Below are 26614 nucleotides of genomic sequence, written 5' to 3'. Positions count from 1 at the left end.
TGGGTACTAGTTTTTTATAACTGTCTTCACCATTAAGATATGCAGTGACAACTTTCAACTTAAATTCAGTACTGTATTTTACCATAAAAAACCGACCTCCTAAAGTTAGATTTTTAGGTCCAACTTTAGGGGGTCGGTTCATTTGGCCGGACTCTTTCTTGTCCGGGATGAGCGTAACTGCTGTGACAGGCAGCGGGAGGGCATGACGTGTAATGTCTTTCAGCGTCGAGGTACAGACCGGGGCATTCTTAGGATGCCGATGAGCTGTGTATAAGATGGGGAAGGCCTTTCCGGTATTGTCGTCCTTATCGTGGGTTGCGGTGTATGAAAGGGTATAGCGGTCAGCCGGTTTTGATAAGGAACAGTCCTGTGAAACCGTAAATAGCCTTTCTCTTGTGCTGACAGCGAGGTATTGATCGTGGCCCTTCGCTGCGTCTGCAGATGCTTTTAAGGCTGTGTTACAAGAGGGAGCAGCCTCCATTTCCTCCGGGACTTTTGAAAGGGCTGTCTGTCTTAGAACCGGGAGGTGGTACTGCCGTCTTTTCAAGGGGCGCAGAGACAAAGAATCGGGGTTCACGAAGATGTCCGTGAACCCCGATTCTTTGTTTTAGCCCGTAACCCTTATTCTCGGCCCGTAAGCAGTCCTGATAAAATGTTGACGTACAGGAGCGCTTCCGGCGAAAGAGCTTCCTCTTTTATCTTTATCCAGCCGACAGTCATCGTATCCAAGGGATTGGCAATGGGAATGGCCGTGATGTGGCGTCCGATGATGGCCGATGCGACATGCCCCGTTCCGATGGTATAGGCGTCGGTTGCGCGGATGATGCTGAACAGTGTCGATCGGTCGGTGACATAGATGCTCTGCCGATTGGATGGGTCCGATAGGAGCAGTTCTTCAGAAAACTGCGAGCGGTCGTGCCCTTGTTCGAAGCGGACGCAGGGATAGTCCTTAAGCTTGCCGGGAGGGATGCTTTGACTCTCTGCCAGGGGGTGGTCCAAGCGGACGTAGATACAGGGCGTAAACGTACAGAGAGACGTGAATTCCAGCTTGTTCTTTTGGAACAGGTCCTGCAAAAAGTTTTCGTTCATGTGGGATAAAAAGAGGATGCCCAGTTGGCTCTCACGGGTGACGACGTCGTGGATGACCTGTGATGTCCGACCTTCACGCAGGGTAAAGGTGTAGGCTGATGTCGGCGATATGCGCTGCAGAGCATGGATGAAAGCCTCGTCGGCAAAGGGGTAGTGCTGAGATGAAACGGTCAGGGTGTGCGAGTCTTCCTGGCCGGTTTCAGGGTGAAAATGATCATGCATTTCGTCAGCATGAGCTAAGATGTGGTCGGCATAGTGCAGAAACTCTAACCCGGCCGATGTGAACGTGATGCCGTGACGATTCCGCTTGACCAGCGTCAGGGAAAATTCTGTTTCCAAGTCTTTGATGGCGGCACTGAGACTGGGCTGGGCGATGTTCAGAGCTTGGGCGGCGGCAGAAATAGAATTATGTTTTGATAACTCAAGGATATAACGCAATTGTTGTAAAGTCATAGTAAAACCACCTCAAATATAAACCGTACCTATAGAGACGCCCTTCTTAGCTTTATTGTATCAAAATAAGCAAAGTTGGGAAAGTTATGATTTTTTGACACAGTAAAGAAAGTTTTAAAATGAAAATTTTAATCTCGAAACAGCAAAAATGAAGAAAGAAAAATCCCACTTAAAAATTTAAATTATAAAGAAAAGTTAACCAAATTTGGCTTTTTGAAAAAGACAAATGTTTGTGAAATTTGGCGTAAGGTGATAATGATTCATTTTAAACTCATGGATATTTCTCGTTTTCCTGACAAAAAAGTAAGGAATAATGACTTATTCCATAGATAAATACTATGAATGCAAATTGCACAATGAATATTTTACAGCCTATACCTTTCATGATATACTTTAACCATAGAATAGAACGTTTAAGTAAAAGGTAAAACCCCGACGTGTACATTAAAATTTACGGTTTTTAGAAAAATGTTAAAAAACGACATAGGTAAAAAGTATATACACTGAAGTTGAGAAAGGAGAGCCGCATCAAGGGATAAAATGTAAGTGTCGAGGGGACATCATCCATCCAATCTATTCACCATAGGAGGTCTTTGATATGAATTCATCAGCAGCACTGGCCCGCCAAGCGGGAATGACAGATGCACAATGGAAAGCAGCCGTCAAGTTCGACAGTACGGACTGGGGCTGGATTATTATGAGTATCGGCATGGCTATCGGTGCCGGTATCGTGTTCTTACCGGTTCAGGTCGGCCTGGTCGGCGTATGGGTTTACTTATTTTCCGCAATCATTGCCTATCCGGCCATCTATCTTCTGCAGCGTTTGTTCATTAATACCCTGGCCGATTCGCCGCGGTGTGAAGACTATCCCAGCGTTATCAGCGGCTATCTCGGCAAAAACTGGGGTTTCCTGCTGGGCATCCTTTACTTCCTCAGTATTCTCATCTGTGTTTTCATGTATTCGACGGCACTGACCAATGACAGTGCATCCTTCCTCTATTCTTTCGGCGTCACCGATACGCTCCTGTCCGACAATCCTTTTTATGGGCTGGCTATCATCTGTGCCATGGTCCTTCTCGCTTCCCGTGGTGAACAGCTCTTGTTCCGGATTTCGACATTGATGGTTTTAACGAAATTGTTAGTCGTCATCTGTTTAGGCGGCATCATGATCCAGCACTGGAACATTGCCAATATCGGCGTTTTCCCCGATTTAGGCTACCTCGTGAAAAACACGATTGCCATGCTGCCTGTAACCTTGACCTCGATTCTGTTTATCCCCAGCATCAGCCCCATGGTCATTTCTTACCGCTCTCATAACAAATCGATCCACGTCGCTCGCTACAAAGCCATGCGGGCTATGAAAATCGCTTTCTCCGTCTTGTTCATTACGATCTTCTCGTATGCCATGTCCTTTAACCTGGCGCTCGGTCACGATCAAGCCGTTCTCGCTTATTCCCAGAACATTTCTGCACTGGCTATCGTTGCCAAGGGCTTCGACGGCAGCGCTGTTAAGATCTTCAGCCTGGTCCTCAACGTCTTCGCCGTTATGACGGCCTTCTTCAGTGTGTTCCTCGGATTCCGCGAAGCCTGCCAGGGGATCGCCATGAATCTCCTGCACCGCTTCATGCCGGAAGACAAGATCAATAAGAAAATGGTCAGCTTCGGCATCCTCATCTTCGCCGTTGCCGTTGCCTGGGGCGCCATCGTCCTCAATGCACCGGTCTTGAAGCTCCTGACCCTTCTCGGACCGATCTTCGGTATCATCGCCTGCCTTATCCCGGCGTACTTGGTTTACAAAGTCAATGCCCTTCACAAATATAAGGGAATTTCGCTGGTACTCATCGTATTCGCCGGTATCCTCTTGATCATCTCGCCGATCATTGCCATGATGTAAGACGGAAATTTCTCCCTAAAAGTGTGGGCTTAAACACAAGTAAAACGATTATCTTAAAAATTATATAAAAACTACCTTGACAGTTTAAATCATGCGGTGTATCATACAAACATCAATTGAACATCGTCCATGAAACCATTGAGGCGGAAGTAAAAACGATGACGTGCACGTACAGAGAGCCGGGGTGCTGAGAGCCGGCCGACGCAGCTCGTTAAATGGACCGCTGAGGGCGCAGTCAAAGGCCGCAAGGCTGAGTATCCTGCGACGTGTTGGTATACGTCAGTTACCGGGAATATGTTGGTATTCCGTCGAGAGTAGGGCTCAACCCCTAAAACAAGGTGGCACCGCGGAACTTAAATCCGTCCTTGACAAATCGTATTGTCATGGACGGATTATTTTTTTAGGAGGTTTGTATGGAAACGCTCAGCTTAGAACAGGTAAAAGCCTACCAAGGCCAATATAAGGTCGTTCCTGTCGGAGTCAGCATGTATGCCGACAGTTGTACCCCGATTGAAGTCTTGCGAACGGTCAAGCATATCAGCTCTCATTGCTATATCTTGGAAAGTATGGAAGATTCTCAGCGTTGGGGCCGATACACCTTCATAGGATACGATCCTCAGATGGGCCTGTTCTGCAAAGACGGAACGGTTACAATCAAGACCGGGGCTGAAGTACAGATTCATACGGACCATCCGGAACAGCTCATTTCTCAAATTTTAGCCGACAATAAGGCGCCGCGCCTGGAAGGGTTACCTCCCTTTACCGGCGGGTTGGTAGGCTACTTTTCCTACGATTTTATTAAATATGCTGAACCGTCACTGACACTCAAGGCCGCTGATGACGATGGCTTTAATGATTTCGACCTCATGCTCTTCGACAAGGTCATCGTCTTCGATAATTTAAAGCAGCAGATTTACCTCATCGTCAACGTTCGCCTCGACGGGGCAGAAGAAAATTATAATCGGGCTATGTTGGAACTACAGCGTATGGAAGACCTCATTCGCCATGGCGAGAAGGCACCGGCCCAGCCCCTTCAGTTAAAGAGCGACTTTAAACCCCTCTTTAATGAGCAGGAATACTGCCAAATGGTTGAAAAGGGGAAACATTATATCCGCGAAGGGGACATCTTCCAAGTCGTCTTAGCCAATCGCCTTCAGGCTGAAGCCGAAGGCAGCCTCCTCGATACGTACCGCGTGCTGCGGACGATCAACCCGTCGCCGTATATGTTCTTCTTCTCCGGCGACGATATCGAGCTTGCCGGTTCTTCTCCGGAAACGCTGATCCGCCTCGAAGGGCGGGACCTCTTTACCTTTCCCTTAGCCGGATCGAGGCCGCGGGGCAAGACGGTGGAAGAAGATAATCAACTGGAAGACGAACTCCTGCACAACCCCAAGGAATTGGCAGAGCATAATATGCTCGTCGACTTAGGCCGAAACGACTTGGGACGCATCAGTGACTTTGGCAGCGTCCATGTCGAACGTTATCTCAACGTCCTGCGCTTTTCTCATATCATGCATATCGGTTCTACCGTACACAGTACGATAAGGGACGATAAGACTGCCGTCGATGCCATTGCCGCGGCCTTGCCGGCCGGCACCTTGTCCGGTGCTCCGAAAATCCGGGCCTGCGAAATCATCGATGAACTGGAAGGCCATAAGCGCGGCGTTTACGGCGGCGCCGTCGGCTACATCGATTTTACCGGCAATATGGATTGCTGTATCGGCATCCGCCTGGCCTATAAGAAGGGGAATCACGTCTACGCCTGCTCCGGTGCCGGCATCGTCGCCGACAGCGTACCGGAACAGGAACACCAGGAATGCCTGAATAAAGCCAAGGCCGTCGTCATCGCCCTGCAGCGGGCCAATGGAGGGATTGACAAATGATTGTACTCATCGATAATTACGACAGTTTTTCTTATAATCTCTACCAGCTCATCGGACAGTTGAATCCGGACATTAAGGTCATCCGCAACGATGAAATGACCGTAGAAGCCCTTGAGGGCCTGCATCCGGATCATCTGATCATTTCGCCGGGCCCGGGTCGGCCGTCGGATGCCGGGATTTGTGAACAGGCCATCCGCTATTTTGAGGGAAAGATCCCTATCCTCGGCGTCTGCTTGGGCCATCAGGCTATTTGTGAAGTCTACGGCGGCACCATTACCTACGCCGGGGAATTGATGCACGGCAAACAATCCGTCGCCGCCCTCGACCGGGAAACGCCACTCTTTAAGGGACTTCCCGAAACGGTCGACGTCGGCCGGTATCATTCGCTGGCCCTCGATCCCGATACCCTTCCCGATGATCTTCGTGTCCTGGCTCGGACCGATGACGGCGAAATCATGGCCGTCGCCCATAAAGATTATCCTACATACGGCTTGCAATTCCACCCGGAATCGATATTGACGCCGACGGGACCGATGATGGTCGAAAATTTCTTAAAATTATAATAGATAGAGTCCTTACGAGGAGGTAACGACGATGATTAAAGATGCGATTATCAAGATTGTAAATAAAGGTGATTTGACCTATGACGAAGCAAAGGCAGTTATGCTGGAAATCATGAACGGCAAGACGACACCGACCCAGAATGCCGCTTTCTTGGCGGCGCTGTCGACGAAGAGCACCAAGGCCGAAACGATTGATGAAATTTCAGGTTGTGCCGAAGCCATGCGCTCTATGGCAACGCCCGTTCCTCATCCGGGCATGGATGTCCTGGAAGTCGTCGGTACCGGCGGCGACGGTGCCCATTCTTTCAATATTTCGACGACGTCGGCCATGGTTATTGCCTCGGCCGGTGTTAAAGTAGCCAAACACGGCAATCGAGCCGCCTCGTCTCTGTGCGGTACGGCAGACTGCCTGGAAACACTGGGGCTCAATATCGAACAGGATCCGAAACTGGCACTTAAGATGCTGGAAGAAACGAACTTCTGCTTCCTCTTTGCTCAGAAATATCATGCCGCTATGAAGTATATCGGACCCATCCGCAAGGAACTGGGATTCCGGACCGTATTCAACATCCTCGGGCCCTTGACCAGCCCGGCTAAGCCGACGATGATCCTCCTCGGCGTTTACGATGAATACCTGGTCGAACCCCTGGCGAAAGTATTGTCGACCCTTGGTGTCAAACGAGGAATCGTCGCCTACGGCCAGGAAAAACTCGATGAAATTTCGCCGAACGGGCCGACGACGATTTGTGAACTCCGTGACGGATATTATCGGACGTCTATCCTGCGGCCGGAAGACTTCGGCATGGTGCCGGGAACGAAGGAAGACCTCGTCGGCGGCACGCCGGAAGAAAATGCCGACATCACGCGAGGCATCCTGAAGGGAACTGTTCAGGGGCCGAAACGAAACGCCGTCCTCTTGAATGCCGGAACGGCCTTGTTCATTGCCGGTAAAGCCGATTCCATCGGTGCCGGTATCAAAATGGCTGCCGATCTCATCGACAGCGGCAAGGCTATGGAAACGCTGAATCGCTGCATTGCTGTCAGCAACTCGTAAGAAGGTGAGCACATGATACTCGATGATTTAACGGCAGCTGTTGCAAAAAGGCTGGTAGAGGATAAGGCACGAGTTTCCTTATCGGAGATGAAAGAACGGGCCCTGGCAGCTCCGAAAAAAGAGGGGTTCCCCTTTGAACATAACCTGAAACAGAAGGGTCTTTCCTTCATTTGTGAAGTCAAGAAAGCCTCGCCTTCAAAAGGACTGATTGCTCCTGATTTTCCCTATGAAGCCATTGCGAGGGAATATGAACAGGCCGGTGCGGCGGCTATTTCCGTATTGACTGAACGGGATTACTTCTTAGGAAGTCCCAAGTATTTACAGGATATTGCCGAGGCGGTTCAGACGCCGGTCCTTCGCAAAGATTTCATCATCGATGAGTATCAGATTTATGAAGCCCGGGCCATTGGTGCTTCGGCCGTCCTTTTAATCTGCGCCATCCTCGATGATGAACGATTGAAATGCTTCTTTGAACTTGCCGATTCTCTGGGCCTTTCGGCCTTGGTTGAAGCTCACGACGAAACGGAGGTCCTTCGGGCCATCAAGGCCGGTGCCCGCATCATCGGCGTCAACAATCGGAATTTAAAAGACTTTACGGTCTCTCTCGACACGAGCTTCCGTCTGAGAACGCTGGTACCGGACGATATTCTCTTTGTTGCCGAAAGCGGCATCAAGACGGGAGAGCATACGAAAAGCCTCTATGACCATGGCGCAGACGCCGTCCTCATCGGCGAGACGCTGATGCGCAGTCCTGATAAGAATGCGGCTCTGGCGGAACTTGCCGCCGGAACTCGTGGTTAAGGTAAAGTTCTGCGGCCTCAAGCGGCCTTGCGACATCGTTTGGGCCAATGAACTCCACCCCGACTATGCCGGCTTCGTCTTCGCCGGTACGAAGCGACGCGTTTCTGATGAGCTGGCAGCAGAACTTCGCAGGGAACTGGATCCGTCCATCCCGGCTGTCGGCGTCTTTGTCGACGATGAGCCGAAGCATATGGCGTCGTTAGTAAAAAAAGGCGTCATCCAGCTTGTCCAGCTCCACGGTCAGGAAGATGAAGCTTTCGTACAGCAGATACAGACGGATTTAGGCGTTCCTGTCATCAAGGCTTTTTCTATTGCCAATCAAGACGACGTAACGCGAGCCTTGGAGAGCCGTGCCGACTATATCCTCCTCGATCAGGGAAAGGGCGGTACGGGTAAGGCCTTTGATTGGTCCTTGCTGAAAGGCATTGGCCGACCGTACTTTTTAGCCGGCGGCCTTACGCCGCAGAATGCAGTTCAAGCAGCAGCCCTTCAGCCTTATGCCCTCGACGTCAGCAGCGGCATCGAAACGGATGGGGTGAAGGACAGAGAAAAGATGACTTTATTTATGACAACATTAGGTGTTTACAGGAGGTAAACAGATGAGTACAGGAAGATTCGGCTCCTTTGGCGGCCAGTATATACCGGAAACGCTGATGAATGAAATTCAGCGATTGGAAAAAGCCTACGACCATTATAAACATGACCCGGCCTTTCAGGCAGAATTAAAAGAACTCCTTGATAACTATGCCAATCGGCCGTCACTCCTTTACTATGCCGAACGGATGACGAAAGATTTGGGTGGTGCGAAAGTCTATTTGAAGCGTGAAGATTTGAACCACACAGGGGCCCATAAAATCAACAATGCCTTAGGTCAGTGCCTGTTGGCGAAAAAGATGGGCAAGACCCGGGTCATCGCTGAAACCGGTGCCGGTCAGCACGGTGTTGCGACGGCGACGGCCGCCGCTTTCTTAGGCCTTGAATGTGAAGTGTTCATGGGCGAAGAAGATACGATTCGCCAGGCTTTGAACGTCTATCGTATGGAACTGTTGGGGGCTAAGGTCCATGCCGTTACTTCCGGCTCCCGAGTCCTTAAAGACGCCGTCAACGAAGCCATGCGAGAATGGGTCAGCCGTGTCGATGACACTCATTACGTCATCGGCTCGACCATGGGGCCTCATCCTTTCCCGATGATGGTTCGCGATTTCCAGGCCGTTATCAGTAAGGAAGCGCGTCAGCAGATCCTCGACAAGGAAGGGAAATTACCGGCAGCGGTCTTGGCCTGCGTCGGTGGCGGAAGCAATGCCATGGGTATGTTCTACCACTTCATCGACGATAAAGATGTCCGTCTCATCGGCTGCGAAGCTGCCGGCAAAGGCATCGATACCAAACTCCATGCGGCGACGATTGCCAAGGGGGAAGTGGGAATCTTTCACGGCATGAAATCGATTTTTTGCCAGAACGAAGACGGCCAGATCGACGAAGTCTATTCCATTTCGGCCGGTCTCGACTATCCCGGTATCGGACCGGAACACGCCTACTTAAATGAAACGGGTCGGGCTCAGTACATTCCGGTCAAAGATGATGAAGCCGTCGAAGCCTTTGAATATTTGGCCCGCACAGAAGGCATCATCTGCGCCATTGAAAGCGCCCACGCCGTCTATGAAGCCATGCAGCTGGCACCGACGATGAGTCCTGAAGACAGCATCATCGTCTGCTTGTCCGGCCGCGGCGATAAAGACGTCGCTGCCATTGCAAGATATAAGGGGAGGGATTTACATGAGTAAGATTGGCCAGGCTTTTAAAAAGGGAAAAGCCTTTATCGGATTTTTGACGGCAGGTGACCCGTCGTTGGAAAAGACCTATGAATACATTATGACCATGGAAAAAGCCGGAGCTGACTTGATTGAAATCGGAATTCCCTTTTCCGATCCCATTGCTGAAGGCATCGTCATCCAGGAAGCGGACTTACGGGCCTTGAAACAAGGGACGCGCATCGACGACGTCTTTGATCTCGTTAAGCGCGTCCGGAAGGATTCGCAGATCCCCTTGGTATTCTTGACCTATCTCAATCCCGTCTTCCATTATGGGGCCGATGCCTTCTTCACTCGTTGCGAAGAAGCAGGCCTCGATGGCATCATTATTCCGGATATGCCCTTTGAAGAACGGGGCGAATGTGCAGCCGCTGCCAAGGCTCATGGTATCGATATCATTTCCATGATTGCTCCGACCTCAAAAGACCGGATCCAGACCATTGCTAAGGCCGGGGAAGGATTTTTATACATCGTATCCTCCTTAGGCGTAACCGGAACAAGGACGGAAATCAAGACCAACCTCAAAGACATCATCGATACGGCTAAAGCTGTGACTGACGTTCCCTGTGCCGTCGGCTTCGGCATCAATACGACCGAACAGGCTGAAGCCATTGGCCGTGACGCCGACGGGGTCATCGTTGGCAGTGCCATCGTCAAACTGATTGCTAAATACGGGGACGATGCAGAAAAACCAATCTATGACTATGTGAAGGAAATGAAGGAAGCGGTCATGCGCAGCCGCTCATAATTAGGCCATATAGGAATTTACATAAAGATCTGAATGACAGTTCGTCGCTGTGGTTCAGATCTTTTTTTATGAAGAATGCTTATTTATTACAAATTGGCATAAAAAATAGTCTGTCTATGATAAATTTGGCACTTCGTTGACTTTGTCGATTTCCCATGATAATATGTAGGCAAGATATTTCTTGTAACGAAATATTTATATAACTAAGGTTTATGCACGCTATATGGATATTTCCATTTCAACAGAAGGAGTGACGATCATGGATTTTGAACTCACGAAACAACAGCAGCAAATTGTCGACCAAGTACGCGATTTTACGGCTAAACGGTTATTGCCCGGTGTTGTAGAACGCGATGAAGCTTCGGAATTTCCGTTGGAAGCTTTTAAAGAATTTGGCAGGATGGGCATGTTCGGTCTCTGCTATCCGACAGAATTCGGCGGCAGCGATGTCGGCTATCTTCCGTATATCCTGGCTGTTGAAGAAGTTTCCAAAGTAGATTCTTCCTTTGGCATCGGATTTTCGGTCAATACGTCTCTTTACGGCGGCAGTGTCATGTATTCTTCGGCGACGGATGAACAGAAAAAACGCTTTTTATCCCCCATCGCATCGGGCCAGGCCATCGGCTCCTTTGGACTGACGGAAGCGACGGCCGGTTCTGACGCTGCCGGTCAGCAGACGATTGCTACTAAAGACGGCGACGACTATATCTTAAACGGTACTAAAATTTTTAATACCAACGGTCCCATTGCCGACTATACCGTCGTCTACGCTTTGACTGATCCGGCTATCGGCATAAAGGGCATGTGCGCTTTCGTCTTGGAAAAAGGGATGGAAGGCTTCCATGTCGGCAAACTGGAAAATAAAATGGGCATCCGCTCGGCTCAGGTTTCGGAAATGGTCTTATCAAACGTTCGCGTTTCGGCAGACCGGATGATTGCCAAACCGGGCGAAGGCTTTAAACTGGCCATGAAGACTCTCGACGGCGGCCGTATCGGCGTCGGCGCTCAGGCCCTGGGCCTGGCAGAAGGGGCCTTTGACATTGCCATCGACTACCTGAAGAAACGTGAACAGTTCGGCAAACCGCTGTATAAGCAGCAGTATCTGGCCTTCAAGATGGCTGAACTCTACGCCGATATTGAAAAGGCACGCCTGGTTCTTTATAAGGCAGCCTGCCTCAAAGAAGCGGGTAAACCGTACACGACAGACGCGGCTGTTGCGAAACTGACCTGCACCGACGTTGCCATGAAAGTGACGACGGAATGCGTTCAGATGCTGGGCGGCAACGGTTACATGAAAGAATACCATGTCGAACGCATGATGCGCGATGCCAAGATCACCCAGATTTACGAAGGCACTAACGAAATTCAAAAACTCGTCATTTCCGGCGGTTTGTTCCGTTAAGACTGGCTTCTTCGAAAGTCTCCTTTCATGAAGATACATTAAAAGGGAGGCTGGCCGATAGCGATGGCTATCAGGTCAGCCTCCCTTTTTAGGTACATTATAAGATTTTTAAAAGATTTTAGTGACCGGCGACGACGCTTTCTTTGGCTTCGGCATCGAGAGTATGTGCCAGGTCATGGTCGGTCATGGCGCAGACAGCTGCGTCAGACCAAACGTTTTCCGCCGTTTCTACCATATCGATGATGGTATAAATCGGCAGGATGATGCCCATGATGCCGATCGGAGCACCGATACTGGACATGAGGGACAGGGTCAGGAAGTAGCAGCCCATGGGAACACCGGCATTGCCGATAGCTGCCAGAACGGCGATGAAGAGCCAGGCAATCATCGTGCCCATGGTCAATTCCGTACCGCCGTTTTGCATGAGGAAGAGGGACGTGACCAAGATGAAGGCTGCGCAGCCGTTCATGTTGATGGTCGTGCAAATCGGAAGTACGAAGCGCGATACCTGAGGATGAACGTTAAGGCGCTGTTCAGCCGAGGCCAGGGTAACCGGCAGGGTGCCGGCAGAGCTCTTGGTGAACAATGCGACGGCGATAGCCGGAGCCATTTTGCGGAAGACGTAGAGCGGATTCAAGCCGCGAATGGCTAAGAAAATCGGCAGGACGATGAAGAACTGAATGAGGTTGCCGCCGAGGATGACCAAGGTATATTTCCCCAAAGCGCTGACGATGATACCGGCTTCAATCTGAGCTGCCAGCTGAGCCGAGAAGGCCAGGATGCCGAGCGGTAAAATCCAAAGCAGGGCCCGAATGAGGGCGAAGAGGACTTCCTGCAGGCCTAAGAGGCCTTTGAGCAGGACGGCACGATTTTCGGTCTTGGGCATGAAGGCTAAGGCAAGGCCGACAGCGGCTGCGATGAGCATGACCGAAAGGACGTTGCCCGATAAGAAGGGCTGGAGTATATTATTCGGAATAACCGACAGGAAATGGTCGTAGTAGGTGACCGACTCGAGTTTCTGCGGAACGCTGGAAACACCGGAACTGATCAGTTCCATAGGCAGATTGCCAGGGGCAATCCAGATGTAGAGTGCCAGACCGATGGCGGCGGCACAAATCGTCGTCAGCAGGGTGTAGGTGACGGCGTGGGCAAAGATGCGCCCCGTTTCTTTTTTAGCACCCAGTGCCGATAAGGTTGTAATGACGGCTAAGGCGATGGTCGGTATAGCGATGAACTGGAATAAGCGCGTGAAAACCGTTGCGATGAAATCGAATAATTGGTTCAACACCGGAATACCAAGCCAGCCTAAGATGGCGCCGAGGATTAAGGCCCCGATCCATAAGATGAATTGACGGCCCTGATGGCGATTGCGATTGTTGCGCATCGCTTCCCGGGCTTGTTCTTGTACTCCGTCTCGTGATTCATTTGACATGAGTATCTTCCCCCTTTGAGAAATATGGACGGCAGTAATAAACTACCGTTTCAGTATATTATAGAAGAGGGCAGGCATTCTGTCAATGAAAGAGGCGTTCACATTGTAAAAAAAGACACGTAAAAGGATCGGCACACAAGCGACATATGTATACCGATCCTCACGTTATAGGATTCATATTCATTTAGTGTTTGATTCTGCTTTCGCTAAAACTCAAAACGTTAAAACAGTCATCGTTCGTTACAACCAGATACTTAGACTAACCTATTTGAAACACATCACACCCATTCGAAAAGTTCGAAGCACTTTAGATCAAGATAAGTTAATACATCATGTTCATCGACGAACTCGTGTTAATCCTATAGACATTATTTAGTTGTTCATGATCAACGCAATGAAAACTAAGTCTGTATCGCTGTTGTTTTCCAAGCCGTGACCCTTACCGTCTGATGTGTATGTAACGTCTCCTCGTTTAACGGTCCGGATTACTCCGTTGTCGTCATATTGTCCCTCACCGGAAAGGATATAATATGCTTCTGCGTTGTCAGTGTGAGCATGAAAACCTAAGGAACATCCAGGTTTCAAGGTGATTTCTGCGAACATACCAACGTCTCCTCGCAGTTCGGTGGCGCTCAGAAGCTGTCTCTTCAAGATGAACCCCTTGCCGCCAGCGGCATGTTCGACCTTCTCTACTTCCACTGGACTCACCCCTTTCTAATGCACTTGCAAGGAATCGACTTGCTTTCTATTCCTTCTGCATTTCTTGGCTATATTATAGCATAGAATTTCATGATTGTCATGATATAAACGTAAGTAAGTTATGTTATTTTAGAATATATCTAAGAATGGACATAAATAGAACGAATAGATTTGCTCCGTTATCCCTGTAAGATCGGGACGATTTTGGTGCAGTGGGGCATGACGTTGATCGTATAGTCTTCCTTGCCCTGTTCCTTTAACTTCTGTTGGGCCAGATTCCACGCTTCTTCGACGGTGGCTGCCGGGATTTGGCCGGTCCGGCGGATGTCCTCGAAGTTTCGTGGCAGGGTGACCAGGATGACTGTGTTTTTATGGGCCAGGCAGAACAGGTTGAAGGCGACGAAGAAGGGGATGGTGAAGTGAGCCCTGAGGGCCGTTTCCATTTCTTCCATCGTATCGTATTTGAAGCTGTCGAGGTAGATGGCCGGTTCTTTGATGTCGCGGGCTTCCATGATGGCGATGATGATGCCCCCTTCCTTGACGGCCATTTCAGCCGGGTCATAGCATTTGCTGCCCTGGTAGAGGCTGACGTCACTGGGATATCCGCCGGCGCAGGCGAAGACGACATCCGTTTTTTGCTTCATGGGGACGCGCTGGATGTCGAGGACGGCCTGCGTTCCGGCATGCCAGGCTTCATACCAATCGCCGCCGACCATGCGGCAGATTTCGCCGTCGGCATTGATGATGGAATGGACGAGGAAGCAGGGATTGATCTTGCTGCAGGCTTCGACCATGTCATCGTTCAAAGGATTGTTTTCAATCATGAGGGCCCGGGTCTTGGGATTGACACCGTGACCGAATTCGTCGGCCAAGGCATGGCAGTGATTGCGTTGAATCGTTTCGAAGCCGGATACGCCGGGCAGGATGAGCTTGCGGCCGCCGCCGAAACCGGCAAAGAGGTGGGTCGTAATGCCGTCGATGATGATGACCTTGTCGGCATCGACGACGTGTTTATTCAGCTTTAGCGGCGTGCCGAGCTTGGTCGTCCCGCAGTCGACGAGGGTCGGATCCATGCAGTCGTGCTGATAAGTCTTGATGCGGTCGATGACTTCCTGACCGCAGACGGCGACGTCTTCTTCCGGCGTCTGGGCCCGGTGGGAGCCTTGGGAAAAGACGATATAGATGTCGTCGTCGGGAATGCCGGCCAAGTTTAATTCATCGATGACGTAGATGAGAAATTGGTTGGAATGATTCCAAGTGCGCGTAATGTCGGCGACGACCAGGCAGACTTTATCACCGGGCTGTACCTTTTCGGCCAGCGGAGCGCTGCCGATGGGGTGGCGCATGCAGTCAATTGTCGCTTCTTTGACGTCGACGGCGGGGACGTGCTTTCCTTCCATGACGTCGGAAATATGTTCTTCCGGCAGTTTGACGGTCTGTGTCGTTTCACCAATACTGAAAGTAAATTCTTTTAATGCCATTGCCTATCACCACTTCTTTTTTTAAAATTAATATCAAGTTGTAACTTATTATATCATGATAAACACGGCATGCAAGATTAAAGTTAAAACAATCGGGCATAACGTTGGCAAATCGGTCATACGTTTCCGATATAGACGTGGTGCAGATGCTTTTTGGCAACGGCTGCTACCCGGTGAAGGGTATCGACCGGTGTCATCGGCGTCGTATCCCGATAACGGGGAAAGTAGCGAGTCAGATGGAGGGGAATATCCGGACGAAGTCCTGCCAGCCAGCGGGCTTCATGGTCTATTTGGTCTTCATCGTCGTTTTTTCCGGGAATGATTAAGGTCGTCACTTCGACGTGGCTGACGGCAGCGGCAGCGGTAATCGTATTTAATACGGGCTGCAGGGAGGCGCCGCACTGGGAGCGGTAGAACTCTTCGGAAAATCCTTTGAGGTCGATGTTCCAGGCGTCGATATAGGGGAGAAGCCCTTCGAGGGGCTTTCTTTCGATATAGCCATTGCTGACCATGACGTTGAACAGGCCTCGTTTCTTAAGCAGCGTCGCTGTTTGGATTATAAATTCATAGCTGAGGGTCGGTTCATTATAGGTATAGGCCAGGCCGATATTGCCCTGAGGTACGTATTTTTCGGCTAAGGCGACGGCCTCTCCCGGTGTCAGGTCTTGGGACGGTGCCGGCTGCTGCGAAATCTGCCAGTTCTGGCAGAAGGGACAGGTGAAGTTACAGCCCCAGGAACCGAGGGATAAGATAAGGGATCCGCAGTGGAAGTGATAGAGGGGCTTCTTTTCGATGGGATCTAAGGCAAGACTCGTGATTTTTCCGTAGTTTAAGGCCTGAAGGGTCGTACCGTCAAAGCCCCTCGTTTGGCAGCGGCCGCAGCGACCTTTCTCGATGCGGCAGTGATGGGGGCAGAGGCCGCAGACGGCCTTGCCGCTTCGGTCTATGTGATAAAAGGCAGCTTCCATGGGGATACCTACTTGTAACGGTCGACGGTGAAGCGGTATAAATCGGGCTGTATCTGCGGCGGGATGCCGGCCTTTTCCTTGGCGATGCTGATCTGCTGTTCGACCGTGTCTACGCCTTCGAGATCAGGAAGGAGGAGGCCTGTACGGGCATGGCTCATGACGATGACGCCGTACTTTTTGGGATTGAGCTCGCTGGCTGAGGTGACGGCCTCCGGCCTCCCTAAGACGTCGACGGAAATATCGATATCTGCGAGCTCTTCTAAGCTGACTGGTGAGAAACGCGGATCCCGTGTGGCCGCTGAGACGGCATTATGGATGATTTCACTGGCCGTATTCAGATGCATGGGAAGGAAGGTACCGATGCAGCCGCGCAGACGACTTCCTTTATGGAGAGATACGAAGGTACCGGCCTGATCCTGAAGTTCTTCCGGCAGGTCTTTGGGGACGGCCATTAAGGCATGATGCTGAAGGTAGTAGGTGATGCTTTCACGGGCCAAGCGGACTCGTATGTCCGAGGGAGCCCGTTTTACGACCTGGTCTTCCTGGCCTTCGGGAAGGTAGAGGGCGACACCGTAGCCGACGCCAAAGGGGGCTTCATAGGCATAGACCGGCATGACCGGGCGGAAGTGACGCAGGGCACCGAACAAAAAGTAGACGGAAGGCAGGCCGCAGGTGGCGATTTCGTCGATAAAACTGCGGCTGAGGTCGGTGAGTCCTGAGAGATTTTGCTTGAGCAGGGCTTCCATGACCAGCTTGTCGAAGACGGCCCCATTTGGCGTGTAGCCATTGGGCGAGCCTTGAAGCAGGCGGTGGGACAGATCGCCTGAGGCGATGACGGCAATGCGCCGGCCAAGGGGTTTGGCGGCCTTTATGACGATGTCGCCTAAGCGGGTCATACTGTCGTAATCGTCAAATCGGGGAGCCATGATGACGATAGGTCCGGTGAAGCCGGCTTTACGAAGGTAATATAAGGGGACGAAGGTGCCCTGGTCGACGCTGAGAGGATGGCCGAAGCGATCGCTCCAGGCGGCGTCGAGGCGATAGATATCGGTCTGTTGACTGGCCTTGTTGACAATTTCTTCGGCAAGGTCCATATCGGTCCGAACATCCATCGCAAGTTCCGGATAGCCGAAGGCGGCCAGGTTGCCGTAGAGGCGAGGCGCGGCGATGATAGCGGCTCCGTCGGGAAATACGTAATTGTGGGGCGATAAGATGACCAATGTTTCCGGTTTTTGACTGACAATCAGTGCCGAAGCCGCTTCGACAGCCTCGACGGTGGCGGTCATTTTTGACAATTCAGGGCCGCCTATTTCGGGCAGCATGATAGGCGGATGGGGAAAGAATCCGGCTGCTGCACAGACGTGTTCCATCGTGATTACCTCCTTTGCTGGGATGGATAATTAGAGTCAACTTTATTATACCCCAATCGGCCGGGGCCTCATAGCCCGGGACCGATTCCAGGCATGAAAAAAAGGACTATCTGATGATAGTCCTTTTGGTCAATATTCAGTATCTTCTAAAAGGCTCGTCTGTCCAAAGCGGGTCCGAAGATCCTTTCGTTCCATCTTCCATTTGGAAGATGCAATGGACATGGTCGGATCGTAATTAGGGGACTGCATGTTGAGGATGCCGCAGATGAATTCGTATTCCAGGTCATTGGTAAAGAACTTATCCTTATTGGCCTTGACGGCCGAGACGACTTCAGGATTGCGCTCCTTGTAACCGTCGGACAGATAGACGAACATGGGGATGCGCAGCACTTTGAAGCTGGCGCTGTCCGGTTGGCGGGCGACGTCGGGATCGCTGCCGTGATCTGAGAAGTAGACCATGGCGTCGAGGTTGAGGTTTTCCCGGGCGTAGTCAAAAATCTGCGAGAGAACCCAGTCCGTATAAAGCACGGTATTGTCGAAGTCGGCGGCACGGTTCAGATGGCCGTCGTCAAATTTCTGGAATTCTTTAGGGTAGCGGTTGCGGTATTCGATGTGGCTGCCCATGAGATGGAGGACGACGAAATTCTTTTCCTTCGGATTGACCCGCTTGAGGAATTGTAAGAGGGCGCCGTCCTGTGTCGATTCCTTTAAATCGCGGTCGACCCATTCTGAGACGTCGGCCGTATTGGCGACTAAGGTAATGGGGGTATCGGCGACGCCGACCGAACCTTGATTGCTGAACCAATACGTCTTATAGCCGGCCTTTTTGGCCATGTCAATGATGGAAATCGATTCGTTGAAGGGTTTGTTGTTGTAGAAGTTCGACTCGGTCAAGGCGTGCTCAAGAACCGGGACGGTATACCAAACACTGCTGTAGGCGTTAGTGAACAAGGTGAAGTCGGGATTGGCCTTCATGGCGGTCAACCACGGTGTATTGGGGACGTGATCGGGGTTGTACGCGTTCATCAAGGTTCGCGTTTCCGATTCGCCGATGACGACGACGACCGTATTGGGGTAGTCTGCCGGGTTCAGTTGGACGGCCTGTAAATTGGCGTATTTATCATCATGATTTTCGGCGTATAAAGCCGAGCGTTCCATATAATCGTGAGTGTCTAAAAAGGTTCGGACCGGGAAGGATTCCGGCAGGATTTCTTCCCCTAAGGCGACGATCGACGGGGCGATGATGAACAGTACCGATAAAACCGGTATCAATTTGCGGTACGTTTCCGTTCGGGGCAGGACGTCTTGGCGATAATTCAACAGGAACAAGGCGCTGAGAAGGGCAATCAGGCTGACGGCAATGGTGATGATTTTGGTAACCCCCAGGGACTGGAAGTATTCCAGGGTTTCTGCCGGCCCGGTCTGAAAGATGAGCAGGGCGCCCGACGTCGTAATCGATGAGTGGTACAAGGCATAGTAAGCCCATTGGAGCAGGATGAGAAAGACACCGACGAGCTGGACGACGGTCATGATGAGGGACCCTAATTTTCGCGGTACGTACTGCTTGATGAGCATGTTCAGGCAGAAGAAGATGGCAAAGAAGTAGAGCCCGACATAGATGTCGTAAATGTTATTTAAATAAATCGTGTTGGTATTTATCAGTGACACGTAGCTGAGATAGGGACCGGTCACGATCCACCCGAGGCCGATGAGGGCCGGCGGCAGCACGTTCTGCACGGACAGATGCTTCCAGTAAAATGCCAGTGACAAGACGACGGCAGTGACGCCCGGAAGCAGACCAAAAGTCATGTCGGCGATGTTGTCAGGCCCCATTCCCAGGGACACGATGAACTGCCATTGAAAGCAGGCGATGTAGATGATGGCAAAGACAAGGAAAAGACGAAGCAGTCTGTGTCGCCATTTTTTTAGTGCGTTCATTGCGAAGTACATGGATTCGATCTACCCTCTCTATCTCTAGTGTAAAAACGATGTAAACAATGTAAACAACGTGTATCTTCTATATTATACATCAAATACGCGGAATAACATAGAGAAAAATGCAAAGATTTCTCGATAAAAAAGGGACTTAAAATTCTCTTTCCATGCATAGCCGGAAACTATGAAAATCCTTCGGAAGATACGTATTATACAGGCTAAGAGGCTTATGGTACACTAAAAATAAAGAGATATAATGGCATAAACATCGGAACTGCAAAGATTTGATAAAACACGGTTTGCCAATGGAAACAGTCATATATCATTATTATTTGACATACCTTAAAGGAGGCCATCATCATGGAAAAAGAACTGCTGAAAAAAATGGGTTTTGCGACACAGGCCATTCATGCCGGTGCTATGAAAAATGAATTCGGAGCGCTCACCAATCCGATTTATCAAACATCCACCTTTATTTTTGATTCGGCCGAACAAGGCGGCAATCGCTTTGCCCTCCAGGAACCGGGCTATATCTATTCCCGCCTGGGCAATCCGTCGAATACACAGGTCGAAGAAAAAGTGGCCATGCTTGAAGGCGGCGAGGCCTGCTGCTCCATGGGATCGGGTATGGGCGCCATCTCGTCGGCTCTTTGGACGCTCCTCCGTGCCGGCGATCACGTCGTTGCCGGCGATACCCTCTACGGCTGCACCTTCGCCCTGCTGAATCACGGCATGACCCGTTACGGCGTAGACGTATCCTTCGTCGACATTACTGATCTCGACGCCGTTAAAAAAGCCATTAAACCGAATACCCGCGTCGTCTACTTGGAAACGCCGGCCAACCCGACGTTAAAGATTTCCGATATTGAAAGCATCAGCAAGATCGCCCATGAAATGGGAGACATTACGGTCGTCGTCGATAATACCTTCTGCTCGCCGTATATCCAAAAGCCGCTGTCCCTCGGTGCCGACGTCGTCGTTCACTCGGCAACGAAGTATTTGAACGGCCACGGTGACGTCATTGCCGGCTTCGTCGTAGGGAAACTGGACTACATCACCAACGTCCGACTCTTCGGTCTCAAAGATATGACCGGTGCCGTCCTCAGTCCTTTTGACGCCTTCCTCATTTCCCGCGGCATGAAGACCTTGGCCCTGCGCATGGAAAAACACTCGTCCAATGCCATGAAGGTCGCTGAATTCCTGGAAACCCATCCGGCCGTAAAGAGTGTTGCCTATCCGGGGCTTAAGAGCTTCCCCCAGTACGAACTGGCTAAAAAACAGATGAGTCTTCCCGGCGGTATGATTTCCTTTGAATTGAAAGGCGGCAAGGAAGAAGGGGCCGTTGTCATGAATAACGTCAAACTGTGCAGCTTGGCCGTATCCCTCGGTGATGCGGAAACGCTCATTGAACACGCAGCCTCTATGACCCACTCGACGTATACTCCGGACGAATTAAAAGCTGCCGGCATCAGTGAAGGATTGGTTCGCCTTTCCGTAGGCCTTGAAGATCCGGAAGACATCATTGCCGATCTTAAACAGGCTCTTGATTTAGTAAAATAGACGGATTTTCTTGTATCAATGATGTATGAGTACACGAGGCGTCCCGGAACTTTTCGGGACGCCCTTTGTGTATGTATTATGCGGGAGACTGGATTATAGGTTATTTTTATGGCTTAAATAGCCTTTAACTATATAATTGTTAAGTGAATATATATTATACAAAGAAAATAATATGATGTACAATAAAGAAAAGATCGTGAGAGAGCTCCTCCTGCCGGGCCATAGCTTTCAAGAAGCGCGGGTTAAAACAAAACGGTTCGTGCGTGGACGGCTGCCCGTCCGTTACCCTTGTGATACGGCGCCACTACAGGGGACGATGGGACGGTGTGAAACGATACTCTCTAAGATGCGAAAGGAGACGACTTATGAAAGATAATGAAGGCCTCGAAAAGAAGGTGGAAAAGGCCATTACCAAGGAACGGCGTTATGAAGACCACCCTATAAAGCCAAACGCATTGGCTTTGATTCCCTTTGTCGTATTCATTGCAGTCTACTTGGGCAGCGGTATTATTCTCGATATGAGCGGCATGGAAATGGCATTCTACCAATTCCCGGCCCCGCTGGCGGCGGCTATCGGTGCGATTACGGCATTTATCCTTATCCGGGACAGTAACTTTGACGAAAAATTTGAAACCTTTGTCAAAGGATGCGGCGATTCCAACATCATTATCATGTGCATCATTTACCTCATGGCCGGAGGCTTCGCGGCTACCTGCAAGGCCATGGGCGGCATCGACTCGACGGTCAATTTGGGCTTGACCTATATTCCGCCGGAATACCTGGCGGCCGGTGTCTTTGTCATCGCCAGCTTCATCGCCACGGCGACGGGGACCTCCGTCGGCAGTGCCGCTGCCATCGGTCCGATTGCCGTAGCTGTCGCCGAAAAGGCCGGCATCCCCCTGCCGCTGATGATCGGCTGCGTCATGGGCGGCATCATGCTCGGTGACAATCTCTCTATCATTTCCGATACGACCATCGCTTCAACGCGGACGCAAGGCTGCGCCATGAAAGATAAGTTCCGCCTTAATTTTTGGCTGACCCTGGTGCCGGCCATCTTGACCGTTATCTTGCTCGTGCTCTTTGGCGGTTCAGAGACGGCCGTCAGCGCCGGTGATCATCCCTTCAGCCTGATCAAAGTGCTGCCGTATCTCGTCGTTTTGGTGACGGCTGTTGCCGGGGCCAATGTGTTTGCTGTCCTCGTCGGCGGCACGCTCCTGGCAGGGGCTATCGGTCTCTTTTACGGAGATTTGTCGCCCCTGTCTTTTGCCCAAGCGATTTACAAAGGTTTTTTAGGCATGACGGATATCTTCTTCCTGTCCATGCTGACCGGCGGCTTGGCGGCCATGGTCAACAAGGCCGGCGGCATCGCTTATCTCTTGACCACGGTCCAGCGCTTTATCAAAGACAAGAATTCTGCCGAATTGGGTATTTCGGCGCTGGTTTCCATTACCGATATTGCTACGGCCAATAATACGGTTTCTATCATCATCAACGGCGAAGTAGCCAAGCGCATTTGCTATAAGTTCCACGTCGATCCCCGCCGCAGTGCGGCCCTCTTGAGTACCTTCTCGACGATTTTCCAGGGCCTCGTTCCCTATGGGGCCCAGATGCTGATCATGGTCGGCTTTGCCAACGGCAAGGTATCGCCGCTGGAAGTCCTGCCGTACTGCTGGTTTATTTACCTTCTCGGCATTTCGGCCATCATTTCGATCTTTATTCCCTTCTCAGACGGTTTTATTCGCAAGGATCCTTGGAATTTTGAAGCTCAAAAGCCCCAGAGTCAGGTTGACGGCTCGCATGAAAAGGCTGCGCTCTTGTAGCGGCTGAGCCGTGAACATAAAAAACTCTTCCCCGGTGCATGGGGAAGAGTTTTTTTTGCCTTTATTCTGACCAGTGTTTCGTGAGTATGTTTTGGGCGATTCGTTCCGGTGCCTGTTTGGCCGGCTGATTTTCGGCGATGACATGATTGTGAACCAAGGTTTTTTCGAGCTGTTCGATATAGGCCCTGGCGGCTAAGGGTAAGGGCGTCTCCTGTAGTTTAATCCAGCCGACGCGCATAATATCCAAAGGATTTTTCATCGGAATCGATACGATGGGCCATTTTCGATCGTTGCGGAATAAGATGCCCGTCCCGATGGTATAGGCATCGGTGGCGGCAATGACACTGAATAAGGTCGAACGATCCGTCGTGCTGATTTCCCGTTCCGGTTTGATATCAGGAATGATGACTTCTTCGGAAAACTGGTACGAATCTTCTTCCTGCGTATATTGAATATAAGGATAAGGCCGGAGCTGATCAATCGAAAGCGACGGGTATTTTGCCAAGGGATGGTTGGCTTGGAGAAAGACGGACGGAGGGTACGCAAAGAGCTCGGTGAATTTCAGCCTGTTTTTGCGCAGCGTCCGGGTCATGAATTTTTGCGTCATCTTGGAGATGAAGATGATGCCGATTTGGCTGCGCTGGGTGACGACGTCCTGAATGACCTGGGACGTACGGCCTTCCCGGAAGGTGATGGCATACTGCGGCTTTTTGGATAACGTTTGCAGGTAGTCCGTAAAGGCATCGACGGCAAACATATAGTGCTGGGACGAGATGGAAAGGCGCAGCTTGTTCTTACTTGGCTGGTGGGGATTGAAATGTTCCCGCAGATTGGTCGTCTGCTCGATGATGTGATTGGCGTAATTAAGAAATTCCAGGCCTTCCGGGGTAAAGGTGATGCCGTGGCGGTTCCGTTCGAGGATGGTGATATGGAATTCTTTTTCGAGTTCCTTGATGGTCGTACTCAGACTGGGCTGGGCAATAAAAAGAGCTTCAGCCGCAGCTGAGATGGAATTGTGTTTTGATAACTCAACGATGTAATAAAGCTGTTGCAGGGTCATGAAAGGCACTTCCTTCGTATAGTTGATGCAGTATGATGCTCTCGGTGATGATGGATAGTCTTATTTTAACAGAGTCGACGATACTTTTAAAGGAACGGCCTTGTGTATGGAACGCGGCGGCCCAATGATGGGTGCCCGATGGGGTGAAAACTGCTGTTCAGGGGAGGCAGCGGGCTGATATTGGGGAACGAAGAGGGCGGCAGGGCGGTTTTTCTGAAAAGGAAAATCGTCCCTTTGTAAAAAATTATAAAAAAATAGCTTGCAAAATATAGACGACCATGATAGAATAATTATCGTTGAGGCACTACGTGCCGATACAATGGCAAACGGCCCCGTGGTGTAGCGGTTTAACATGTCGCCCTGTCACGGCGAAGATCGTCAGTTCAAATCTGATCGGGGTCGCCATTTTTTTTGCTCAGGTAGCTCAGTCGGTAGAGCAGGGGACTGAAAATCCCCGTGTCGGCGGTTCAATTCCGTCCCTGAGCACCAACAATATCATGTCATGCGGTTGTGGCGGAATGGCAGACGCGCTACTTTGAGGGGGTAGTGAGCGTAAGCTCATGGGGGTTCAAGTCCCCCCAACCGCACCATAGCTTCTCGTTGAGAAGCAGCGAATAGAAACGGCCCCGTGGTGTAGCGGTTTAACATGTCGCCCTGTCACGGCGAAGATCGTCAGTTCAAATCTGATCGGGGTCGCCATATTCTTTTTTTAATTTTATATGCGGTTGTGGCGGAATGGCAGACGCGCTACTTTGAGGGGGTAGTGAACGAAAGTTCATGGGGGTTCAAGTCCCCCCAACCGCACCACCTGAACGGTCCTACCGCTATGCGGCAGGACCGTTTTTTATAGGCATGAATCCACTCCGAACGGAGGAAATACGCATGGATAAGGAACACGTTTTTTTTGAGAACTATGCTAAACACTGGGACCGTGACCGGAAAGAGAATCGGACCATTTTGTCGGAATTTTTAAGGCTGATGGCGCTTGAAACAGGGGCGGCCGTCCTCGATGCCGGCTGCGGAACCGGCGTCCTCCTGCCCTATTTGGCCGAGGCCGTCGGTGCTGACGGGGCGGTAGAGGGCTTCGATTACTCCCAGCAGATGATCGATGTCGCTAAGGATAAATTTGCCTCCTGGGCGAACGTTACTTTTACGACGGGGGACGTCCTTAAATACCACTTTGAGGCCCGTCGCTACGATGCCGTCTGCTGCCTTAATTTCTACCCACACATCGCCGACCACAGCCGCGACGTCATCCGCCGCCTGTACGATGCCGTCGCTCCGGGCGGGATGCTGGTCATCATGCATGATATGTCCCGCAAGGCCGTCAATGCCATTCACGGCGGGGCACCGATCCTGCCGCCCGTCGATATCCTGGGGGAAAAACTGATCAGTGCCGGATTTTCAGTTACCGTCGCCATGGATACGGAGTCGTTTTATTTCATCAAAGCCGTCAAGGACGCCGATGCCGACGATTTTGTTTACGACGAGGACGTCTCTCCTGTGCCCATTGCCGATCATGGGAGGGGGCACCATCATCACCATGCCGAAACGAAGCGCGTCATGAACCGCTTGTCGCGCATCAGCGGCCATATCGAAGCCATTAAGCGCATGGTCGAAGAGGAACGGGACTGCAGCGACGTCTTAGTTCAGCTGGCAGCTGTCCATTCGGCCATTGCCGGTGTAAGTCGGGTCATCTTGAAGGACCATATCGATCACTGTATCGTCGATGCCATCCGTGACGATGATGAAGCTGCTGTAGAAAAACTGAAGAAGGCTATTAATACCTTTGTAAAGTAATGGTATAATGAACTTATCCATTGTGAAAGGGTGTGACTGCCATGCAGTTTCGGGTATTAAACGGTGATATATCGGAATGGAATACCGACGGAATCGTATATTCTGCCAGTTCAACCCTGTTGCCGACAAGTCCCGTCAGCCGTAAGATTCATCAAAGAGGGGGCATTTCTTTTTCGGCCTATTGCCGTCATATCGGCATGTGTCACGTTGGCCATGCCGTCATGACCAAGGGCTGCCAATTAAAAGCCGCTTTTGTCATCCATGCCGTAGGGCCTTATTGGGCCGGCGGCAAACGGGGAGAGGAAGAGACCCTCTTATCGGCCTGCCGAGAGGCCTTGCAGTTAGCCCGGGAAAAGAAGCTGAAAGAGCTGGCCTTGGCACCGCTCAGCTCAGCCGATAAAGGCTATCCTCTCCAGCGGGCGGCGGCGGCCGTCGTTCCCTTGCTGCTCACGGAAGGCGGCGATTTTGACCGATTGGATATCGTCTGCGCCGATGATGCGGAACAGGCAGCCTATACGAAATCGGCGGTGTTCTTTTGGCTCCATCAATTGCGGGAGGCCTCGGAAAGTGCACGCAGAGGGCTGGCGGCGAAGATCGGTACGGCCTTGGCCTTGCTGCCCTGTCGTGAAGGAACACCGGATCCGATCGTTCTGGCCGGGAAGGTGAAGGCTGTAGAAGCCATCATCCAGCCTTTTTTACAATTGACGAGGCCCAGCCTGGCCGATGTCGAGCAGACGGCCTTACAGATTCGAGCCTTATACTCAGACAAACAAGAGAAAGGGGAGTAGCCC

22 protein-coding genes and 5 tRNA genes are annotated in these 26614 nt (G+C 51.0%); 18 read left to right on the top strand and 9 right to left on the bottom strand.

Translation table 11 applies throughout. The features are described from left to right. Window positions 1-547, bottom strand: a 547-nt coding sequence (locus tag UCI88_RS01365) for a hypothetical protein (protein WP_330023910.1), incomplete at its 3' end; no start/stop codon positions are given. Between the two features lie 74 nt (window positions 548-621). Then, window positions 622-1542 (bottom strand): LysR family transcriptional regulator, encoded by a 921-nt coding sequence (locus tag UCI88_RS01360; protein WP_071822373.1) that lies wholly within the window; start codon window positions 1540-1542, stop codon window positions 622-624. A 598-nt stretch (window positions 1543-2140) separates the two neighbouring features. Here UCI88_RS01360 and UCI88_RS01355 point away from each other — a divergent pair. The 9 genes from UCI88_RS01355 (at window position 2141) to UCI88_RS01315 (ending at window position 11698) form a co-directional block, all read left to right on the top strand. Further along, entirely contained in the window at window positions 2141-3436 is a 1296-nt protein-coding gene (locus tag UCI88_RS01355; protein WP_176698845.1) for an SLC5/6 family protein, read from the top strand. A gap of 413 nt (window positions 3437-3849) precedes the next feature. Further along, the gene (locus tag UCI88_RS01350) at window positions 3850-5319 is read left to right on the top strand and encodes an anthranilate synthase component I family protein (protein WP_256180156.1); all 1470 of its coding nucleotides are present in this window, start codon (window positions 3850-3852) and stop codon (window positions 5317-5319) included. Continuing rightward, window positions 5316-5882 carry an anthranilate synthase component II gene (locus UCI88_RS01345; RefSeq protein WP_256180155.1) on the top strand — a complete coding sequence of 189 codons (567 nt, stop codon included), beginning with the start codon at window positions 5316-5318 and terminating at the stop codon, window positions 5880-5882. The genes UCI88_RS01350 and UCI88_RS01345 overlap by 4 nt, the downstream gene beginning before the upstream one ends. A gap of 31 nt (window positions 5883-5913) precedes the next feature. Next, window positions 5914-6936 (top strand): anthranilate phosphoribosyltransferase, encoded by a 1023-nt coding sequence (gene trpD / locus UCI88_RS01340; RefSeq protein ID WP_044505399.1) that lies wholly within the window; start codon window positions 5914-5916, stop codon window positions 6934-6936. Between the two features lie 12 nt (window positions 6937-6948). Then, window positions 6949-7737, top strand: a complete 789-nt coding sequence (trpC, locus tag UCI88_RS01335; RefSeq protein WP_256180154.1) for an indole-3-glycerol phosphate synthase TrpC — start codon at window positions 6949-6951, stop codon at window positions 7735-7737. Continuing rightward, on the top strand, window positions 7730-8332 hold the full coding sequence (locus tag UCI88_RS01330; RefSeq protein ID WP_044505475.1) for a phosphoribosylanthranilate isomerase: 603 nt from the start codon (window positions 7730-7732) through the stop codon (window positions 8330-8332). Before trpC ends, UCI88_RS01330 begins: the two co-directional genes overlap by 8 nt. A gap of 4 nt (window positions 8333-8336) precedes the next feature. Next, a complete protein-coding gene (gene trpB, locus UCI88_RS01325; protein WP_065359967.1) occupies window positions 8337-9521 on the top strand; it encodes a tryptophan synthase subunit beta in 1185 nt (394 codons plus the stop codon). Next, window positions 9514-10296 carry a tryptophan synthase subunit alpha gene (gene trpA, locus UCI88_RS01320; RefSeq protein ID WP_044505402.1) on the top strand — a complete coding sequence of 261 codons (783 nt, stop codon included), beginning with the start codon at window positions 9514-9516 and terminating at the stop codon, window positions 10294-10296. Before trpB ends, trpA begins: the two co-directional genes overlap by 8 nt. 259 nt (window positions 10297-10555) lie before the next feature. After that, window positions 10556-11698 carry an acyl-CoA dehydrogenase family protein gene (locus UCI88_RS01315; RefSeq protein WP_065359965.1) on the top strand — a complete coding sequence of 381 codons (1143 nt, stop codon included), beginning with the start codon at window positions 10556-10558 and terminating at the stop codon, window positions 11696-11698. Between the two features lie 118 nt (window positions 11699-11816). On the opposite strand, the gene UCI88_RS01310 is transcribed toward UCI88_RS01315, so the two are convergent. The 6 genes from UCI88_RS01310 to UCI88_RS01285 all read right to left on the bottom strand — a co-directional run bounded on the left by UCI88_RS01310 (window position 11817) and on the right by UCI88_RS01285 (window position 19586). After that, window positions 11817-13082: a dicarboxylate/amino acid:cation symporter gene (locus UCI88_RS01310; protein WP_407944382.1), complete on the bottom strand. Its 1266-nt coding sequence runs from the start codon at window positions 13080-13082 to the stop codon at window positions 11817-11819. 420 nt (window positions 13083-13502) lie between these two features. Beyond that, the gene (locus UCI88_RS01305; protein WP_256180152.1) at window positions 13503-13829 is read right to left on the bottom strand and encodes a cupin domain-containing protein; all 327 of its coding nucleotides are present in this window, start codon (window positions 13827-13829) and stop codon (window positions 13503-13505) included. A 179-nt stretch (window positions 13830-14008) separates the two neighbouring features. Next, a complete protein-coding gene (gene larAH10, locus UCI88_RS01300; protein WP_044505406.1) occupies window positions 14009-15310 on the bottom strand; it encodes an NPN-dependent 2-hydroxyacid racemase, LarAH10 family in 1302 nt (433 codons plus the stop codon). Between the two features lie 116 nt (window positions 15311-15426). Further along, a complete protein-coding gene (amrS, locus tag UCI88_RS01295) occupies window positions 15427-16278 on the bottom strand; it encodes an AmmeMemoRadiSam system radical SAM enzyme (RefSeq protein WP_044505407.1) in 852 nt (283 codons plus the stop codon). A gap of 8 nt (window positions 16279-16286) precedes the next feature. Further along, window positions 16287-17648 (bottom strand): AmmeMemoRadiSam system protein A, encoded by a 1362-nt coding sequence (gene amrA / locus UCI88_RS01290; RefSeq protein ID WP_256180151.1) that lies wholly within the window; start codon window positions 17646-17648, stop codon window positions 16287-16289. 129 nt (window positions 17649-17777) lie between these two features. Then, window positions 17778-19586, bottom strand: coding sequence for a sulfatase-like hydrolase/transferase (locus UCI88_RS01285; protein ID WP_288159973.1), 1809 nt, complete (start codon window positions 19584-19586; stop codon window positions 17778-17780). Window positions 19587-19943: 357 nt separating this feature from the next. Between UCI88_RS01285 and megL the strand changes: the two genes are divergently transcribed. Together megL and UCI88_RS01275 are read left to right on the top strand one after the other, a co-directional pair. Continuing rightward, the gene (gene megL, locus UCI88_RS01280; protein ID WP_065359959.1) at window positions 19944-21143 is read left to right on the top strand and encodes a methionine gamma-lyase; all 1200 of its coding nucleotides are present in this window, start codon (window positions 19944-19946) and stop codon (window positions 21141-21143) included. A 365-nt stretch (window positions 21144-21508) separates the two neighbouring features. Further along, a complete protein-coding gene (locus UCI88_RS01275) occupies window positions 21509-22963 on the top strand; it encodes a Na+/H+ antiporter NhaC family protein (protein WP_256180150.1) in 1455 nt (484 codons plus the stop codon). 61 nt (window positions 22964-23024) lie between these two features. On the opposite strand, the gene UCI88_RS01270 is transcribed toward UCI88_RS01275, so the two are convergent. Continuing rightward, window positions 23025-24023: a LysR family transcriptional regulator gene (locus tag UCI88_RS01270; RefSeq protein ID WP_256180149.1), complete on the bottom strand. Its 999-nt coding sequence runs from the start codon at window positions 24021-24023 to the stop codon at window positions 23025-23027. Window positions 24024-24351: 328 nt separating this feature from the next. Here UCI88_RS01270 and UCI88_RS01265 point away from each other — a divergent pair. The 7 genes from UCI88_RS01265 (at window position 24352) to UCI88_RS01235 (ending at window position 26611) form a co-directional block, all read left to right on the top strand. Further along, window positions 24352-24428: transfer RNA gene (locus UCI88_RS01265), tRNA-Asp, on the top strand. An 8-nt stretch (window positions 24429-24436) separates the two neighbouring features. Further along, window positions 24437-24512 (top strand) — tRNA-Phe (locus UCI88_RS01260). Window positions 24513-24527: 15 nt separating this feature from the next. Next, window positions 24528-24613: transfer RNA gene (locus UCI88_RS01255), tRNA-Leu, on the top strand. Window positions 24614-24645: 32 nt separating this feature from the next. Beyond that, a tRNA-Asp gene (locus UCI88_RS01250) sits at window positions 24646-24722 on the top strand. Between the two features lie 22 nt (window positions 24723-24744). Then, window positions 24745-24830, top strand: a tRNA-Leu gene (locus UCI88_RS01245). Window positions 24831-24905: 75 nt separating this feature from the next. Beyond that, window positions 24906-25823, top strand: a complete 918-nt coding sequence (locus tag UCI88_RS01240) for a metal-sensing transcriptional repressor (protein WP_044505412.1) — start codon at window positions 24906-24908, stop codon at window positions 25821-25823. Window positions 25824-25864: 41 nt separating this feature from the next. Beyond that, window positions 25865-26611, top strand: a complete 747-nt coding sequence (locus UCI88_RS01235) for a macro domain-containing protein (protein WP_256180148.1) — start codon at window positions 25865-25867, stop codon at window positions 26609-26611. Window positions 26612-26614 lie beyond the last annotated feature (3 nt).

It is taken from the genome of Megasphaera massiliensis, from assembly GCF_036305205.1.
GTDB lineage: Bacteria > Bacillota > Negativicutes > Veillonellales > Megasphaeraceae > Megasphaera > Megasphaera massiliensis.
The sequence above is the reverse complement of the archived record's forward strand: the minus strand, read 5'-3'. Positions and strand labels throughout refer to the sequence as shown.